The sequence below is a fragment of the Pelagimonas phthalicica genome (assembly GCF_004364805.1).
Taxonomy (GTDB): domain Bacteria; phylum Pseudomonadota; class Alphaproteobacteria; order Rhodobacterales; family Rhodobacteraceae; genus Pelagimonas; species Pelagimonas phthalicica.
The window spans coordinates 1,183,169-1,200,373 of sequence record NZ_SOAP01000002.1; the positions used below are offsets into that span (position 1 = coordinate 1,183,169).

The following is a 17,205-nucleotide window of genomic DNA, read 5'->3' on the forward strand; positions in this document are numbered from 1 at the left end:
TGGTTAAGGGCGCTCTATGTCCGACAGGCGTACATCGTCAGACAGCAGATCCTCGATAAACAAAGACAAGAGCTGGGCCCGCCCGGATACTCCTGCTTTGCGATAGATGGCATTGCACTGTGCTTTGACCGTACCCTCGGAGGTTCCACGCAGGGCCGCAATGTCAGCCATAGACACCCCCTTGATCGAAAACAGCGCCACGTCGCGTTCTGCCGGGGTTAGCGCCCAATCCTCAAAGCGCTGTTTCAAGAGGTCCATAAAGGCCCCGGACAATTCTCTTAGGCTGTCCTCGGCCTGTTTGCGCGCCCGCAAAGATCGCAGCAACAGCATTGCAGACAAAACAACCCCAATCACCAGGGCAACTGCAACGCCAATCTCGATCAACTCATAGGCCGCCCAAGAGATCGGCGCGACCTGAATGCCCAGAAGGCTGGTGAGAATACCAAACAGGAAGAAAAGCGCACAGAAAAACTGCGTCGCCAGAAGGAAAGCAATGCCAAGGCTTTCCCTTGACCTACGAATGCTCGGCCCTTTCCTGGATTGATTGATCCCTTGGTTCTGCCCCAGACGCCTTGACCCAAAACGCAAAGGTGCAAAGGAGCGAAATTGCAGCATGTCAGCCGCCCCCCTGACGAGCGCATCCGCCAGCAAGTACAGGGCTACAATCAATCTCCTGCGCAATGTTCAGCAACTTGGTGCGTCTCACACTTTACTCTTTTTTACGGTGCGGTTTTGGCGCTTTTCGCGGTCTGGTCGATCAATAGGAGGCCCCATTCCAGGTCTAGGCGGCGGAGGTGGCGGATGCGTCCGCTTCCCGCCAATGAAAGGAGGCGGGGGAGGTCTGTGTGCTGGCGCAGCTTGCTGATAATCACGCAAGATCACACCATTGGCCGGGTTAAAGACAATTTCGCGCACACCAACAGCCCCGCGCGCCACGATGCGCACACGACCCAGCCATGTGCGCGTCATCTCAATCTCGGTGAACCCCTGTTCTTTGAGCGACTTGATAATCTGCTCTTCCTGTTGGGCCGCATGTGCGTCTGACACAGACAACCCAAGGACGAGGATCGCAATGAGAATGGCAGGTTTCATATCGGGCTCAATCGGTTAGGCGACAGTCTCGCGCGGCGTTTTCGATCCATTGCAAACGGTCTTGCGGGGCCAAGTCGTGCTTTTGGTCATGATCTTCAACCGGCGGCGCGGGCTGGTCACGGTTGTAATCACCATAGTCACTTCCTGCGTAGGTGTTGAAGTCAAAATCGTCTGATCTTGTTCTATTCTTATCTGCATCAGTGACATGGCTTTCGTTTTTGCAAAGCGCTGCGCCATTGCCAGCCCGCTCGGGTTAACCAAGTGACAGTTCGATGAGACAGTCATGACCCACGCCAAAGGATAGGGGACAGGCGCGATCATGTGGGGTCATCGCAGGGCCAAACCCAAGCAGGCCGGCAATGTTGCAGCCCCTGTGATCGACCACGAAAATCCACCTTTGAAAATCCAACAGGGGTTTACAAAGAAGCCCCTATATCACCGGTTTAGGCCCATAAACTCAGGTTTATGACTGCTTTTAGCTACCAAACTCTTGCCAAAGTCATGGCAACTGCAACGGCAACAATAGAAAAGGGCAGGATTAGCTCGAAGAAGTAAACGATGATAGTCTTGGACAAAATTGCCAAGTTAAAATCACTTTTCTGCCGCTTCAGAACGCGCGTTATCTCCGCTTCCTCGGGCATCCTGCCGTGAATCTCATTTAAGGTGTGGAAGTGGCTTTCAATCTTGTTCTGAACAACTGAGAGATCGTCCACAAAGACAGAAAACGTTACAAGCTTCTGTTGCGCGCGCCGAAAGTCCTCCTGAAGGCTTACCGCCGCACCTGGGTTTTCAATCCGATTTATTCGGTCGCTAACTTTTCTTTCAAGCTCATCAACACTTGTTTGTAATTCCTGTACACTTTGATCTAAGTTTTTAAACAGCCGTTGGTTTGCCTCGTCCCACGTTTCGCGCAAGGATAGATCAGACAGCGACACCAGTTCATCAAATGAAACTTGCATTTTCTTAACGGATTCCATTTTCTTATTGATCTCGCTGCGGCTCTGATATTGAAGCTTGCGCCAGCCCTCATTGAACTCTTTCAAATCCCCGCTAAACCATCCCAGAATTAACCGCACGGCTAAGAACACTAAGACTATCAAGATCAGTATTTGCAGTTCTTCTATTCCCACGCTCAACGATCTTGCAGTTGTGTCAGGATCAATATCCCTTTCGGTCAGTTTGATGAAATCAATTGATATGCGAGAATTCTCGCCCCCCCAAAGCCAAAGCGCGAAAGCAATGAATGCAAACACATTAATAGATTTTCGTGTTGCTGCATTCGATGAGGTGTCAACCATACCAGCCAGATTCATCTACTTAGTCCTTTAATACATTCACACCTAAAAGCTTCGTGTAATGAACGGCTTGTTTTTCACTAGAGTCAACACATCGAACCTAGACGAGAGATTTTCGACGTTTGAGAAGGGCATCAAGACACCACCTGCATCTTGTCTACTTTCTCAAACAAACACCACTTTACCGTCCAAAAGAAAAGCCGCCCATCACGGGGCGGCTATTCACAGTTTTCTAACAAGTAAGCTCCGGTTAGCCGGCATCGCGACCTTCAGGGCCGCTCATATCCACGCCCAGGTGACGCGCCACGGTAAAGATGTCTTTGTCGCCGCGCCCACACATATTCATGATGATTACGTGATCTTTAGGCAGTTCCGGCGCAATCTTGGCCACATGCCCCAGCGCATGGCAGGGTTCCAATGCCGGAATGATGCCCTCGGTTTCACAGGACAGTTGGAAGGCGGCCAAGGCCTCTTTGTCGGTGATCGCAACATATTCGGCGCGACCAATATCGTTCAGCCAGGCATGTTCCGGACCGATACCGGGATAGTCGAGGCCCGCCGAGATCGAGAACCCTTCGAGAATTTGCCCATCTTCATCCTGCAACAGATAGGTTCGGTTGCCATGCAGCACACCCGGGCGACCACCGGTTAGCGAGGCGCAATGTTCCATCTTGTCATTCACGCCTTTGCCACCGGCCTCAACGCCAATGATCTTGACCTCTTTGTCATCGAGGAAGGGATAGAACAGGCCCATCGCGTTGGACCCGCCACCAATGGCGGCGATGATGGTGTCGGGCAGACGGCCTTCGGCCTCCATCATCTGTTCCTTTGCTTCTTTGCCGATGATGGATTGGAAATCGCGCACCATGGCCGGGTATGGGTGCGGGCCCGCAACCGTCCCGATGCAATAGAATGTGTCGCGCACATTGGTCACCCAATCGCGCAGAGCGTCATTCATTGCGTCCTTGAGTGTGCCACGACCTGAGGTCACGGGCACAACCTCGGCCCCCAGCAACTTCATACGGAATACGTTCGGGGCCTGACGTTCCACGTCATGCGCACCCATATAGACCACACATTTCAATCCGAACTTGGCGCAGACCGTGGCGGTCGCAACACCATGCTGCCCTGCCCCGGTTTCGGCGATGATGCGGGTTTTGCCCATGCGGCGCGCCAGAATGATCTGGCCCAACACATTGTTGATCTTATGGGCACCGGTATGGTTCAGCTCATCCCGCTTGAGATAGATCTTGGCCCCGCCCAGACGTTCGGTCAGGCGTTCGGCATAATAAAGCGGGGATGGACGACCAACATAGTGTTTCCAGAGATAATCCATCTCATCCCAGAAGCTTTGATCGGTCTTGGCCTTTTCATATTCTTCTTCGAGGCTCAGGATCAGCGGCATCAATGTTTCAGAAACAAAGCGCCCGCCATGAATACCAAAGCGGCCGTTTTCGTCCGGTCCGGTCATGAAGCTGTTGACGAGATCGTCCATTACGTTTCTCCATCTGGGTCTGAAGGATTGCATAGGGCAAGTAGCGGGCAAAAGGCCAGAGGCAAATCACCCGATTTCAAGCCATCGCCGCCCGTTCCAGAGAGGGATAGCGAAAACCGAGCGTCACCGCGCGGGCCACAAAGGAGATCATCAAGGCCGCCCAGAGCCCATGATTGCCCCATTGCGGCATCAGAATGAATACCGCGGCAAAGAAGACTGCGGCAGAAATCATCATCATATTGCGCATATCCCGCGTCCGGGTCGCCCCGATAAAGATACCATCCAACATAAAGCTGGGATAGCTGATGATCGGAACCAGAATGATCCAGGGCAGATAGGTGGTGGCGATCTGTTGAACACTCGGGTCCTTGGTGATCAAGATTATGATCGCCGCCCCCGCACTCCAAAAGACCAGCACATAAGCAAAGGATGTGGCCAAGCCCCAAGCCGAGCTCAACCAGACGGATTTGCGCAGGTCGGAAAGGGATTTGGCCCCAAAGGCCTGCCCGACCAAGGCTTCTGCGGCGAATGCAAACCCGTCCAGCGCATAGGCTATGAAATGGATAAATTGCATCAGCACCTGATTTGCCGCCAGCGTGTCAGTGCCCAGCCCGGCGCTGTAGTAAAAGACGAAGGATAGAAAGATCGCTTCGAGCATCAGGGAGCGTATCAGGATGTCTGTATTGACCACCGCCATACGACGCAGCGCCGTTGCATCAAAGATACGCGGCCAATCGCGGGCAGACGGGTGGCGCAGAGCGTTGCGACACAGCCAAAGACCCAGCGCCAGCCCAGACCATTCAGCGATAAAGCTGGCCACGGCGACGCCCTGAACACCCCATCCAAATCCGGTGACAAACACCAGGTCGAGGATCACATTCACGCTGGTAACGCAGAGTTGCAGCACCAAGACCGAGCGCGACCTTTCCCGCGCGATCAACCAACCAAGAATTCCAAACATGGCGATGGCCGCGGGGGCCGACCAGATGCGGATCTGCATATAGCTGCGCGCCAACTCTTCGACTTCGGCATCGACCGGCGAAAAGGAGAAAGCCAGAGCAAGAAGCGGCTGCAAAAGCGCAATGATTGCCAGCCCCCCTGCCCCTCCGATCATCAAGGACCGGGTCAAAAGCGCGACCACCTCGCCTCGGTCCTTGGCCCCTTCGGCCTGAGCCGTCAAGCCCGCCGTGCCCATGCGCAAGAAACCAAAGACCCAATAGATAGCTGACAGAACGACAGAGCCGATCCCAACCGCTGCAATGGGTTCGGCATGGGGGATTTGCCCGACAACAGCCGTATCGACGACGCCGATCAGAGGAATGGCAATATTGGCCAGCATGATCGGAATGGCGATTTTCAGAATGCGACGATGAGTAATACTGTCTTCAATCATGGAACGTATCGCTTTTTGGAACCGGGCCGGGGCGCTGCCCCGTCACAAGCAAGCTTGTGACTCCCCGGGATATTTTGGGCCCAAAGAAGACCTGGGTAACTTCCAGGATCAGGGGCGCGGCATCAGGAAATGAGCCGTGGCCTGGGCCATGGGACGGTCGCGATGGTCCTGCCAAGCCTCGACCTGGACTGAGGCATAGCGGCGGCCAGATCGTGTGACGCGCGCCCGGGCATAGGCATCGCGCGGCAGGCCGGATCTGAGATAGTCCACAGTGAAATCAATGGTTTTGGGCAGACGCGGCAGGTCTCCCTTGGTCAGGGTATCCGGGTCAAGCTTGCCGGATTCGATGTCTTCCCAAAGGTAGGACCAACTAAGGGTGATAATACCCGTTGTTTCGAGAAACGCCGCCGTCACGCCCCCATGAAGCGCTGGCAAAAGCGGGTTGCCGATCAGTTTTTCCTCAAAGGGCAGCACCGCTGTCAGCTCATCCCCGTGGCGTTCAAATTGAATGCCAAGGTAGCGAATATAGGGCACACCGCCAACCAATGCGCCGAGGGCAGCATCGCGACGTTGTTTGACGATCTGGACCGGTTCGGGCTTTTGACGCGCCATTATTTACCCTCCACCGTAAAGGCCCCGGCGGCGGTCGCGACGGGGTTGTCAAAATCGGCATCAAAGGCCTTGGCCCTGATAAAGGCGACGTTACGGGTGATGTGGTAGCATTCCGCCTGTGCGGTGATGGCATCGCCGGGTTTGGCGGCGCGCATATAATCGATGCGCAGATTGATCGTTGCCGTCCCTGCCGGGCTGTCCGGGTGGCTCATGACGGCGGCACCTGAACAGGTGTCCATCAAGGTCGAGACGGCACCGCCATGGATCACGCCGGTCTTGGGATCGCCTATCAACGCCTCGTCATAGGGCATGGTGATCTCGGCCAGCCCGTCACCAATATTGGTGATCTGCATCGACAATGCTTTGGCATGCGGAATCATTTCGATGAATTGCTTGGCAATCAAAGCCTTATCTGCGGTCATAGCGTGCTCCCTCTCCTCAGTTATGGGCAGGGAAAGACCGCTTCGCAAGTGATTTGAACGTCGGAAACATGACGCAAAGCAGCGTTGCGTCAGGAAAGGTTGTCACCGGCCATCTGCGCGCTTAGTTTGGCGGCAAGGGAGTATGCCATGGAAGATGTTCGTCTGAGCTTCAAGGAAATGTGCGCGCGTTTCGACGTGACGCCCCGCACCTTGCGCTATTATGAATATATCGAATTACTGTCACCCGAACGGCAAGGCCGGTCTCGCTTTTACGGGGCCAAGGAAGTTGCGCGCATGACCCTGATCCTGCGCGGGCGCAAGTTTGGCTTTCAGTTGGAAGACATCCGGCAATGGCTACTGATCTACGAAAAAGAAGGCAACGAAGCGCAAATGAAAGCCTGGATTGATATGGCTGATGGGCAGATGCGCGAGTTGGAAGAGCAGCGCAAGCAGCTTGACGAGGCCATGGATGAGCTGCGCACATTGCGCAACGAGGTTGCCTCGGATTTGGGCCTGTAGCGTTTCAAAATCAGTCGAATTCGTCTGAACGGTCGCAGCTTTGCTTGCGGCCGTTAACTTTTGTTCTGGGCTGTAAGTCTTTCGTTAACCAACTAGGCTCAGAATATTCTTACAAATGCAGCCCATTGACGTTGCCTTATCTTACGTCAACTCAAAAGTGACGCGGCGTATGAGTTACGTCAACCGTTTTTCCCATTGTAAGAAGGGAAGAGATTTCGCACCTCACGGCGATCTACTGCCATGAAGGATGAACTTATGAGCGAAGACAGAGTAATGACGATTAGGGAGATGTGCGACGCGTTTGAGGTAACTCCACGGACTTTGCGGTTCTATGAACAAAAGGAACTTCTGTTCCCGATCCGCGAAGGCCAGAAACGCCTTTTCACCAAACGTGACCGCGCGCGGTTGAAACTGATCCTGCGGGGCAAGCGCTTTGGCTTTTCCCTCGAAGAGATCCGCCAGCTACTTGATCTGTACGACGTTGGAGACCAGCAGCAATCGCAGCTGGAACAGACTTATGAGGTCGCCCGCCAAAGGCTGGCCGACATGGTTCGTCAACGTGACGACCTGAATGTCGCCATTGAGGAGCTGAAAGAACAAATGGTCTGGGGCGAGAAGATGCTCGCCACGATGAAAAACAGGAAAAGCGCGGCCGAGTAACGCTGGGCCGCACACATACGGGAGAGAGAGATGCCTTCATACACGGCACCTACCAAAGATCAGCAATTCGTTCTGCATGACGTACTGAACGTGTCTGCCAGCGATATTCCAGGCTACGAAGACCTGGATCGCGACACGACCGGCGCCATTCTGGAAGAATCCGCAAAGATTGCTGAGCAAGTCATGACACCGCTGAACGCAGTGGGTGACAAGCAGGGCTGCACCCTTGAAAACGGCGTTGTCCGTACGCCCGAAGGGTTCAAGGCCGCCTTTGACGAGGTGCGTGCTGGTGGTTGGACGGCTCTTGACTGTGATCCCGAATATGGTGGTCAGGGCCTGCCCTATCTTGTCGCCACTGCGGTGGGTGAACAATTCTCGGCGGCCAATATTGCTTTCAACATGTATGCGGGCCTGACCCACGGGGCCTATTCAGCAATCCACGCCCACGGATCAGACGAGCAGAAAGCCAAATACCTGCCCAAGATGGTGACCTGTGACTGGACCGGCACCATGAACCTGACCGAACCGCATTGCGGCACCGATCTGGGCCTGATGCGCACCAAGGCAGAGCCGCAGGACGATGGCACATATAAAATCTCGGGTCAGAAGATCTTTATCTCTGCCGGTGACCATGATCTGTCGGAAAACGTGATCCATCTGGTTCTGGCCAAGATCCCAGGCGGTCCCGAAGGCATCAAAGGCGTGTCGCTCTTTATTGTGCCCAAATTCATCGTCAAGGATGATGGCTCGCTTGGTGAACGCAATGGTGTGTCTGTTGGCAATATCGAAGAAAAAATGGGCATCCATGGCAACTCTACCTGCGTCATGAACTATGACGAGGCCACCGGGTTCCTGCTGGGGGATATGCACAAAGGCATGCGCGCCATGTTCACCATGATGAACGAAGCGCGTCTGGGTGTGGGCCTGCAGGGTTTTGCCCAGGCCGAGGTTGCCTATCAGAACGCCGTGGAATACGCCAAGGACCGCTTGCAAGGGCGCGATGTAACCGGGGTGAAGAATCCGGATGGCCCGGCTGATCCGCTGATTGTACACCCAGACATCCGCCGCAACCTGATGGATCAGAAAAGCTTTATCGAAGGGGCGCGTGCCTTTATCTATTGGGGTGCCCAGATGCTGGATCAGGCACATGGCAATGAAGACAAGGATGCCGATGGCCTCGTGTCGCTGTTGACCCCGGTGATCAAGGGCTACCTGACCGATAAGGGCTTTGACTACTGCGTTGCCGCGCAGCAGGTCTATGGCGGCCATGGCTATATCGAAGAATGGGGCATGTCCCAGTTCGCCCGCGATGCCCGGATCACCATGATCTATGAGGGGGCCAATGGCGTTCAGGCGCTGGATCTGGTGGGCCGCAAGCTGGCCACAGATGGCGGTAAACACGTGATGGCCTTCTTTGAGCTGGTGAAAACCTTCTGCAAGGAAAACGGCGAAGACGAAGCCTTGGCCGATTTTGTGGGGCCGCTCAAAGCCGCCTCAAAGGATCTGCAAGCCGCGGGCATGTATTTCATGCAAAACGGTATGAAGAACCCCAATAACGCTTTGGCAGGGTCTTATGACTTTATGCATATGTTCGGGCTGGTTTGCCTTGGCCTGATGTGGGGCCGCATGGCCAAAGCCGCCCATGCCAAGCTGGCCGAAGGCACTGGCGACGCAGCGTTTTACGAGACAAAGCTCGCCACGGCACGTTACTTCATGGCGCGTCAACTGCCCATGACCGGCACCCATTTGCGTCGCATCGAAACCGGTGCTGACACTGTGATGGCACTGGACGCAGAGCAGTTCTGATACCAGTGACGGCGGGGCACCTACCCCGCCGCGCACAACGCCGGATTGGGGGAGGAACCGGGTGCTGAACGTCAGAAACATCATCGACAAAATCGGCTTGGGCTTGATCGTCATCGGCTTCGCTGGTGCGGGGCTGTCGATTGCCAAGACCATGTCATCACAAAGCTATGGCAGGTTGTTGGACATCGACGACCTGAGGGGTTTTCTATTTGTTGGCATTGGAGGGATCGCACTGCGCCTTCTACCAAGCTTTTTCGGAAAAGGCCGCTGATATGCCCAAACGTTTTCGCCTGACCCGCCGTTTCAACGCCGCCATGACCGAAGACGGCTATCGCAATCTCAAACGTTTTGCCCATGAGGCAGGTCTCGATGAGGGCGAAGCGCTCTCTTTCCTCTTCGAAAATTTTGACAGCGTCACCGATACCGAGGTGCTCGCAATCAAACTGCGCCAGTTCAATTCCGAGCTGGAAGAGCGTAAAAAGTAAGGAGCCCCCATGCCTCAAGGCTGGATGACAGACGAGCACGAAATGCTGGCAGAGATGACGGCCAAGTTCATCGACGCCGAATGGGCTCCTCATTTTGACAAATGGCGCAAGCAAGGCCAGATGGACCGGGGAATCTGGCAACAGGCTGGCGAACTTGGCCTGCTCTGCCCCTCGATCCCCGAGGAATATGGTGGGGCTGGCGGCGATTTCGGACACGAAGCGGTGATCCTGATGGAAAGCAACCGCGCCAATCTTGCAAGCTGGGGGCATGGTATCCATTCCGGCATCGTAGCCCATTACGTGCTGGCCTATGGTACCGAAGATCAAAAACAGCGATGGCTGCCAAAACTGGTCTCGGGTGAAATGGTCGGTGCTCTGGCCATGACCGAACCCTCGACCGGCTCAGACGTGCAAGCGATCAAGACCAAGGCGGTCAAAGATGGCAATGCCTATCGCCTGTCGGGGCAAAAGACCTTTATCACCAATGGCCAGCATGCCAACCTAATTATCGTTGCCGCCAAAACCGATCCCGCTCAAGGGTCTAAAGGCGTGTCGCTGATGGTGGTTGAAACCGACGATGCCGAGGGCTTTCAACGCGGCCGCAATCTGGAAAAGATCGGCTGTCATGCTGCGGATACCTCTGAGCTGTTCTTTGACAATGTCGAAATCGCGCCAGAGAACCTGTTGGGAGGCGAAGAAAATCAGGGGTTTTATCAGCTGATGCAGCAATTGCCCCAAGAACGCATGGTGATCGCCTGCATGTCCATGGGGGCCATGGAAGGCGCGGTTGAACGCACAATCGCCTATTGTAAAGAACGGGAAGCCTTTGGCGGCCCGCTGACGCAGTTTCAAAACACGCGGTTCAAACTGGCCGAATGTCTAACCAAAACCAAGGTCTGCCGCGCCTTTCTGGATGAATGCCTTGCTGAGCTTATTGCGGGCAAACTGACCGTCGAAAAGGCAGCCATGGCCAAATATTGGCTCACGGACGCTCAAGGAGAGGTGTTGGATGACTGCCTGCAATTGCATGGTGGCTATGGTTACATGCAAGAATACGCTGTGGGGGAAATGTGGGCGGACGCCCGGGTGCAGCGCATCTATGGCGGCACCAATGAGATCATGAAGGAACTGATCGCCCGAGCCCTGTAGATCGGCACTTTGAGGAGAGGTTGGAGAATGGATATTTTTGCCAAGAAGAAACAGGAAGGTTGCCTATCGGGCCTTGATGTCGTGGCAGCAATCAACCTTCCTGGCCTGCCCGGCGCTTTCTTCAAACCCCGGAGCTTCTCCTTGGGCGGTCATCGGCTTCCCAACCTGTACCGCAGAACTAGGATGACATTGGAGGGTTAACACTCGTTTACCAAGAAAGGCCTTTGTTTCTTCTTGGTCCAAATATCCTGCAGGGGTGCGGGGATGCAAAATCCCCGCTCCTCCCCGAGACAAAAGCGCAACCGGAGGACACGCGCGATGACAATGAAACTCTATTGCTTTGGCGAAAGCGGCAATGCGTACAAAGCTGCACTGGCGCTAGAACTCTCCGGGCTGGATTGGGAACCGGTCAAGGTTGACTTTTTCAACGGTGAAACACGCAGCCAAGCCTATCGTGAGACCGTGAATGAAATGGGTGAAGCCCCGGTTCTTGTCGATGGCGATACCCGCCTGTCCCAATCTGGTGTGATCCAGATGTATGTCTCAGAAAAAAGTGGCCAGTTTAACGGGGAATCCCCGCAAGACGCCCGCGAAGTCATGCGCTGGGTGCTTTGGGACAATCACAAATTATCGTCCCAGGCCGGCATGACCCGCTTTTTGATGAACTTCCTGCCCAAGGACAAGCGTCCGGCCGAAGTCATCGCTTTTTCGCAAGGGCGGCTCGCTGCGGCCTACAAAGTGTTGAACACGCATCTGACCGGCCGCGACTGGATCGTCGGCACGGGGATCACCAATGCCGATATCAGCTGCTGTGGCTACCTGTTTTATCCAGAACCTTTCGGTTTCGACCGCAAGGACTGGCCCGAAATTGACCGTTGGCTTTCGAATATCGAGGGTTTGGACGGTTGGAAACATCCCTATGATTTGATGCCCGGTTCCCCAGAGGATCGGGTTTGAGCAAGGAAGGCAAGAATGACCGAAGCTTATATCTATGACGCGGCCCGCAGCCCTCGGGGCAAGGGGCGCAAGGATGGCAGCCTGCACGAGGTGACCTCGGTGGCACTGTCCGCGCAGATGCTGAACGCGATCAAGGAACGCAACAACCTGCCCACAACCGGGATCGAAGATGTGATCTGGGGCAACGTGACCCAAGTCATGGAAAACGGCGGCTGTCTGGCGCGCGCCTCGGTTCTGTTGTCCGATTTTGACCAATCCGTGCCAGGTCTGGCGATCAACCGGTTCTGCGCCTCAGGCATGGAAGCTGTGAATCTGGTAGCCAACCAGATCAAAGCAGGCGCAGGTGAGGCTTACATCGCCGGTGGGGTTGAGATGATGAGCCGCGTTGCCATGGGCTCGGATGGCGCGGCGATGGCCGTGGATCCGCGCCTTGCCATGGGTGAGAATTTCATGCCCCAAGGTGTCTCTGCCGACCTGATCGCCACCGAATACGGGTTCAGTCGCGAAGATTGTGATAGCTTTGCCGCACAATCGCAGGATCGTGCTGCCAAAGCTTGGGAAGAGAACCGCTTTGCCAAATCCATCGTGCCAGTGCGTGATCAGAATGACCTGATCATTCTGGACCGTGACGAGTACATGCGCCCCGGCACCACAGCCGAGGATCTGAACAAGCTCAAGGCCTCGTTCAAAGATATGGGTGAGGTTATGCCGGGCTTTGACGCGGTTGCCTTGATGAAATACCCGCATCTGGAAAAGATCAATCACGTCCACCACGCGGGCAACAGCTCGGGTATCGTGGATGGCGCAACCGCCTTGCTGATCGGCAGCAAGGAATATGGTGAGAAACACGGGCTGACGCCGCGTGCGCGTATCCGAGCCACCGCCAAGATCGGCTCTGAACCTACCATCAACCTAACCGGCCCGGTTCCCGTCACCGAAAAGATCCTGGCCGATAGCGGCATGTCTATCAGTGACATTGATCTCTTTGAGGTGAACGAAGCCTTTGCTGCGGTTGTTCTACGCTTCTTGCAAGCTTTTGAGGTGGATGATGCCAAGGTCAACGTTAATGGCGGTGCCATCGCGCTGGGTCACCCGCTTGGGGCGACTGGTGCGATGATCATCGGCACGCTTCTGGACGAGCTGGAACGCTCGGACAAAGAAGTTGGTCTGGCCACGCTCTGCGTCGCCGCCGGGATGGGCGCTGCCACCATAATCGAGCGCGTCTGAGGCCACCCATGACCCATGTCTCCGCCATAGAGCTTTATCAACGTCACCTTGATCCGCTGTCAAAAGCGATCATCGAGGGTGATTTGACGCGCTTTGTGGCGGGGATGAGTGTCCCGCATGTTTTGCGAACGGTTGATAGCCATATCCGGATTGAGTCCCAGGACGCGCTCAAAACTGGGGCGGCGCAATATCTGCATGCGATCCGAGAGAAAGGCATCACCAGGATCGATAGGCTGTGCAAAAGCGCCATTTTCCTGAGTGAAACGGAAATCGAAGGGTTTAATTCGGTCCGCGCCTATCACGGTAATGAGCCGGCCATTCTGCCCTTTCTGGCCCGCATGAAACTGGAATTTCGCGAAGGGGCTTGGCGTGTCAGTGAGACCGACATGGCCATTTTGCGCGCACAATGGGATGTCTTGCCGGATTTCGATAAGGGCGGTGCAAATGCCGAAACAGCCTCTCAAGACGAAAACAGCTTTAACCTGTCCTGTTTTCAGTTGTTCCTGAATTGGCTGTCTCAGGCGGCGCTTTGCAATGACTTTGACGCCTGGTTGCGGGCCTGTGCCTTGCCTTTGACGGTCACATCTGGACAGGGCACCACTGTTTTTGAAACCGAAGACGCGCTGCGTCGCGAGTTTGACTATTACATGGTGTCCTTCAAGGCGCACAACGTCACCCAGATCATCCGCGAACCGTTGGATGTCACGCTTGAAGGGGAAAATCGCATGGTTGGGCGCTGCAGAACCTTTGTCCTGAGCCAAGCCAACCTTGTGGTTGAACCCTATGAGTCAACGATCACGATTGAGCGTTTGCGCAAGGGTTTCTGGCAATTGTCGCGGATGGACAATGTGATCGGGCATCGCGATTGGCACAAGAACAGGCCGCTGTCATGACCATTCGCTCACATTATTCCAAGCCCACGCTCAACACGTTTCATCAGGGGGTAACTCAACAATGCCTAAGATAGATCTTTCCCAAGTCCCGGTCAGAACCGGGTCAAGTTATCCCGCAAAATATTCCGACCGGATGGCGGGCCGCAGCGGCCAGGGGGTTGGCGATGCTGGTGGGTTGACCCAGTTTGGCGCGAACTTGGTCAGGTTGGCCCCCGGAGCGCTGTCCTCGCTCAGGCATTGGCACGAAAAACAGGATGAGTTCCTGATTGTGACCGAAGGTGCGCTGACCCTGATCGATGACACTGGAGAAACGCCTCTTGTTCCCGGCGATTGCTGTGCCTTTCCAGCCAATGACGGCAACGGTCATCATATTGTCAATCGTTCGGACCGGGATGGGGTTTTCCTGGTTGTCGGAACGCGCACTGAAACCGAAACCGGCTGGTATAGCGACATCGACATGAAGGTCGAAGTCGCCGGTGGGAAGATGCGCTTCACCCGCAAAGATGGCAGCGACGTGGGATAACCATGATCTTTGACGACGCGCAATTCGAAGCCTTTTTGGAAGATATCACCGTTCCGTTTTTGATCGGTGATGTCTCCCGTTGGCGTGCGCGTATCCGTTTGCCCTTTTCCTTGATCACCCAAAGCGGGCCGGTCACCCTGACAACCGACGATGAGGTCAAAGAGAATTTTGCCCTTTATCTCAAGGCCAAGGAAGCCATTCATTACGATCTGATCGTGCGCAAACCGGTGAATTTCGAAACTTGCCCGGATGGCACCGTGATCGCCACCTATCACAACGAATTTCTCTATCACGGGTTGCGCATCCGCGACCCTTATACGGCTTCGGCCCTCTTACACCCGGATGATGGCATTTGGCGCATGTCATCCATCTTGAACGCGCTGGGACACCATCAATGGACCGGCAAACACCCCTACCTATCGGGAGAAGAAGAAAAGTGACCGATTTCACAATGGAAAAAGGCGCGGACGGCGTCGCAGTCATCACTTGGGACGTCAAAGGCAAGTCCATGAACGTTCTCAGCACCGAAGCCCTGCAGGCGCTGAGTGACCAGGTTGATGATGCTCTGGCCGATGAGGCCGTCAAAGGCATCGTGATCACCTCTGGCAAAGATAGCTTTGCCGCTGGGATGGATCTGAACATCATCGCCAAGATGAAAGAAATGGCGGGCGACAACCCGGCGCAAGGCGTCTTTGACGGCGTGATGGCCATGCATGGCGTGCTGCGCAAGATCGAGCGTGCAGGCATGGACCCCAAGACCAACAAAGGCGGCAAGCCGATTGCGGCTGCCCTGCCCGGCACCGCGCTTGGCATTGGTTTGGAACTGCCTCTGTCCACGCATCGCATTTTCTGCGCAGATAACCCCAAGGCCAAAATCGGCCTGCCAGAGGTCATGGTCGGCATCTTCCCCGGAGCCGGCGGCACCACCCGTCTGGCGCGCAAAATGGGCGCGATGGCGGCCTCTCCTTTCCTGCTCGAGGGCAAGCTGTCTGATCCCAAGAAAGCCAAGGCTGCTGGCCTGATCGACGAGGTGGTCGAAGACCCGCTCGCCGCGGCCAAGGACTGGGTGTTGAACGCCAAGGACGCCGATATTCTGAAGCCTTGGGATGCCAAGGGCTACAAAATGCCCGGCGGTGCCCCCTACCACCCGGCTGGCTTTATGACCTTTGTTGGGGCTTCGGCCATGGTCAATGGCAAGACCAAGGGCGTCTACCCAGCCGCCAAGGCGATGCTGTCCGCAGTCTATGAAGGCGCGTTAGTGCCCTTTGACACCGCTCTCAAGATCGAAGCGCGCTGGTTCACCAATGTCTTGATGAACCCCAGCTCTGGCAACATGATCCGCTCTTTGTTCATCAACAAGGAAGCGCTGGACAAAGGGGCCGTGCGCCCCGCGGATGTGCCTGATCAATCGGTTAAGAAGGTTGGTGTTCTCGGCGCGGGTATGATGGGGGCTGGCATCGCGCTGGTCTCGGCCCATGCCGGGATCGAAGTCGTGCTGATCGACCAGAACCAAGAGGCCGCAGATCGCGGCAAGGCCTATACCGCAAGTTATGCCGATAAGGGCATCAAACGCAAAAAGATCACCGAAGAGAAGAAAGAAGCGCTGCTGTCACGCATCACAGCCACCACTGATCTGGACGCGCTCAAGGGCTGCGATCTGATCATCGAAGCGGTGTTTGAGGATGTGGGCGTCAAGGCCGAGATGACCAAAAAAGTTGAGGCGATTGTCGGTGAGGATTGCATTTTTGCGACCAACACGTCGACCCTACCGATCTCGGACTTGGCCAAGGCCTCAGTGCGCCCGGAGCAGTTCATCGGCATCCATTTCTTCTCACCCGTTGAGAAAATGGCACTGGTTGAGATCATCAAAGGCAAGGAAACCGGTGATCGCGCAGTGGCCAAATCGCTCGATTATGTGCGTCAGATCCGCAAAACACCCATCGTTGTGAATGACGCGCGTTTCTTTTACGCGAACCGCTGCATCATTCCCTATATCAACGAAGGGATCCGCATGGTCACCGAAGGCGTGGAGCCGGCGTTAATCGAAAATGCCGCCAAAATGGTTGGTATGCCGCTGGGTCCGTTGCAGCTGACCGATGAGACTTCGATCGATCTGGGCGTCAAGATTGCCAAAGCCACCAAGGCGGCGATGGGCGATGCCTATGACGATGCCTGCGACGAGATCCTGTTCTGGATGGCGGATGAAGGCCGATTGGGTCGCAAGGCCAATGCAGGGTTCTATGCCTATGATGAGAAAGGCAAACGTCAGGGTCTTTGGGCCGAGCTGGCAGACAAATACGCCCCTGCGGAGACACAGCCGGACCTGATCGAAGTTCAGCACCGCCTGCTCTTCGCTCAGGTTCTCGAAGCGGTTCGCGCGCTGGAAGAGAACGTTCTGATGGATATTCGCGAAGGTGATGTGGGCGCGATCCTGGGTTGGGGCTTTGCGCCTTGGTCCGGTGGCCCGCTGAGCTGGCTGGACATGATCGGCTCTGAATATGCGGCTGAGCGCTGTGACCAACTCTCTGCAGCCTATGGGGAGCGTTTTGCTTGCCCGGACCTGCTGCGCGACATGGCGCAAACAGGCCAAAGTTTTTACGGACGCTTTGGCAAAAAAGCGGAAGCCGCCTAATAAAAATCACCTTTCTAGAGTTAATCCAGGGTGTAAGGCCGGTCA

At 55.4% G+C, this 17,205-nt stretch carries 21 protein-coding genes; 13 read left to right on the forward strand and 8 right to left on the reverse strand.

The features are described 5' to 3' along the window. Positions 1–3 precede the first annotated feature (3 nt). The 8 genes from CLV87_RS15880 to CLV87_RS15915 all read right to left on the reverse strand — a co-directional run bounded on the left by CLV87_RS15880 (position 4) and on the right by CLV87_RS15915 (position 6,309). Entirely contained in the window at positions 4–669 is a 666-nt protein-coding gene (locus CLV87_RS15880; protein WP_235871948.1) for a helix-turn-helix transcriptional regulator, read from the reverse strand. 33 nt (positions 670–702) lie between these two features. Continuing rightward, positions 703–1,092 carry a hypothetical protein gene (locus CLV87_RS15885; RefSeq protein WP_099246928.1) on the reverse strand — a complete coding sequence of 130 codons (390 nt, stop codon included), beginning with the start codon at positions 1,090–1,092 and terminating at the stop codon, positions 703–705. A gap of 15 nt (positions 1,093–1,107) precedes the next feature. Further along, positions 1,108–1,413, reverse strand: a complete 306-nt coding sequence (locus tag CLV87_RS15890; protein ID WP_133840804.1) for a hypothetical protein — start codon at positions 1,411–1,413, stop codon at positions 1,108–1,110. Positions 1,414–1,571: 158 nt separating this feature from the next. Beyond that, a complete protein-coding gene (locus tag CLV87_RS15895) occupies positions 1,572–2,405 on the reverse strand; it encodes a hypothetical protein (protein WP_099246930.1) in 834 nt (277 codons plus the stop codon). A gap of 232 nt (positions 2,406–2,637) precedes the next feature. Continuing rightward, positions 2,638–3,882 (reverse strand): tryptophan synthase subunit beta, encoded by a 1,245-nt coding sequence (trpB, locus tag CLV87_RS15900; protein WP_099246932.1) that lies wholly within the window; start codon positions 3,880–3,882, stop codon positions 2,638–2,640. A 76-nt stretch (positions 3,883–3,958) separates the two neighbouring features. Next, positions 3,959–5,275, reverse strand: a complete 1,317-nt coding sequence (locus CLV87_RS15905; protein WP_099246934.1) for an MATE family efflux transporter — start codon at positions 5,273–5,275, stop codon at positions 3,959–3,961. A gap of 108 nt (positions 5,276–5,383) precedes the next feature. Beyond that, positions 5,384–5,887, reverse strand: a complete 504-nt coding sequence (locus CLV87_RS15910; RefSeq protein WP_099246936.1) for a PaaI family thioesterase — start codon at positions 5,885–5,887, stop codon at positions 5,384–5,386. After that, entirely contained in the window at positions 5,887–6,309 is a 423-nt protein-coding gene (locus CLV87_RS15915) for a PaaI family thioesterase (protein ID WP_099246937.1), read from the reverse strand. Before CLV87_RS15915 ends, CLV87_RS15910 begins: the two co-directional genes overlap by 1 nt. A 147-nt stretch (positions 6,310–6,456) precedes the next feature. On the opposite strand from CLV87_RS15915, the gene CLV87_RS15920 reads away from it, so the two are divergent. The 13 genes from CLV87_RS15920 to CLV87_RS15975 all read left to right on the forward strand — a co-directional run bounded on the left by CLV87_RS15920 (position 6,457) and on the right by CLV87_RS15975 (position 17,160). Continuing rightward, the gene (locus tag CLV87_RS15920; RefSeq protein WP_099246939.1) at positions 6,457–6,828 is read left to right on the forward strand and encodes a MerR family transcriptional regulator; all 372 of its coding nucleotides are present in this window, start codon (positions 6,457–6,459) and stop codon (positions 6,826–6,828) included. 255 nt (positions 6,829–7,083) lie between these two features. Beyond that, entirely contained in the window at positions 7,084–7,488 is a 405-nt protein-coding gene (locus CLV87_RS15925) for a MerR family transcriptional regulator (protein WP_099247872.1), read from the forward strand. Between the two features lie 30 nt (positions 7,489–7,518). Further along, entirely contained in the window at positions 7,519–9,294 is a 1,776-nt protein-coding gene (locus CLV87_RS15930) for an acyl-CoA dehydrogenase C-terminal domain-containing protein (RefSeq protein ID WP_099246941.1), read from the forward strand. Between the two features lie 61 nt (positions 9,295–9,355). Further along, positions 9,356–9,565, forward strand: coding sequence for a hypothetical protein (locus CLV87_RS15935; protein ID WP_099246943.1), 210 nt, complete (start codon positions 9,356–9,358; stop codon positions 9,563–9,565). Position 9,566: 1 nt separating this feature from the next. Beyond that, the gene (locus CLV87_RS15940; protein WP_099246945.1) at positions 9,567–9,779 is read left to right on the forward strand and encodes a hypothetical protein; all 213 of its coding nucleotides are present in this window, start codon (positions 9,567–9,569) and stop codon (positions 9,777–9,779) included. A 9-nt stretch (positions 9,780–9,788) separates the two neighbouring features. Further along, the gene (locus CLV87_RS15945) at positions 9,789–10,928 is read left to right on the forward strand and encodes an acyl-CoA dehydrogenase family protein (protein ID WP_099246947.1); all 1,140 of its coding nucleotides are present in this window, start codon (positions 9,789–9,791) and stop codon (positions 10,926–10,928) included. A 27-nt stretch (positions 10,929–10,955) separates the two neighbouring features. Further along, entirely contained in the window at positions 10,956–11,129 is a 174-nt protein-coding gene (locus tag CLV87_RS23930) for a hypothetical protein (protein WP_166652768.1), read from the forward strand. Between the two features lie 117 nt (positions 11,130–11,246). Continuing rightward, on the forward strand, positions 11,247–11,885 hold the full coding sequence (locus tag CLV87_RS15950; protein ID WP_099246949.1) for a glutathione S-transferase family protein: 639 nt from the start codon (positions 11,247–11,249) through the stop codon (positions 11,883–11,885). Between the two features lie 15 nt (positions 11,886–11,900). Beyond that, entirely contained in the window at positions 11,901–13,112 is a 1,212-nt protein-coding gene (locus tag CLV87_RS15955) for an acetyl-CoA C-acetyltransferase (RefSeq protein WP_099246951.1), read from the forward strand. 8 nt (positions 13,113–13,120) lie between these two features. Next, entirely contained in the window at positions 13,121–14,005 is an 885-nt protein-coding gene (locus CLV87_RS15960) for a hypothetical protein (RefSeq protein WP_099246953.1), read from the forward strand. Positions 14,006–14,066: 61 nt separating this feature from the next. Continuing rightward, positions 14,067–14,528, forward strand: a complete 462-nt coding sequence (locus tag CLV87_RS15965) for a cupin domain-containing protein (protein ID WP_099246955.1) — start codon at positions 14,067–14,069, stop codon at positions 14,526–14,528. Positions 14,529–14,530: 2 nt separating this feature from the next. After that, the gene (locus CLV87_RS15970) at positions 14,531–14,968 is read left to right on the forward strand and encodes a hypothetical protein (protein WP_099246957.1); all 438 of its coding nucleotides are present in this window, start codon (positions 14,531–14,533) and stop codon (positions 14,966–14,968) included. Further along, positions 14,965–17,160, forward strand: coding sequence for a 3-hydroxyacyl-CoA dehydrogenase NAD-binding domain-containing protein (locus CLV87_RS15975; protein ID WP_099246959.1), 2,196 nt, complete (start codon positions 14,965–14,967; stop codon positions 17,158–17,160). Before CLV87_RS15970 ends, CLV87_RS15975 begins: the two co-directional genes overlap by 4 nt. Positions 17,161–17,205 lie beyond the last annotated feature (45 nt).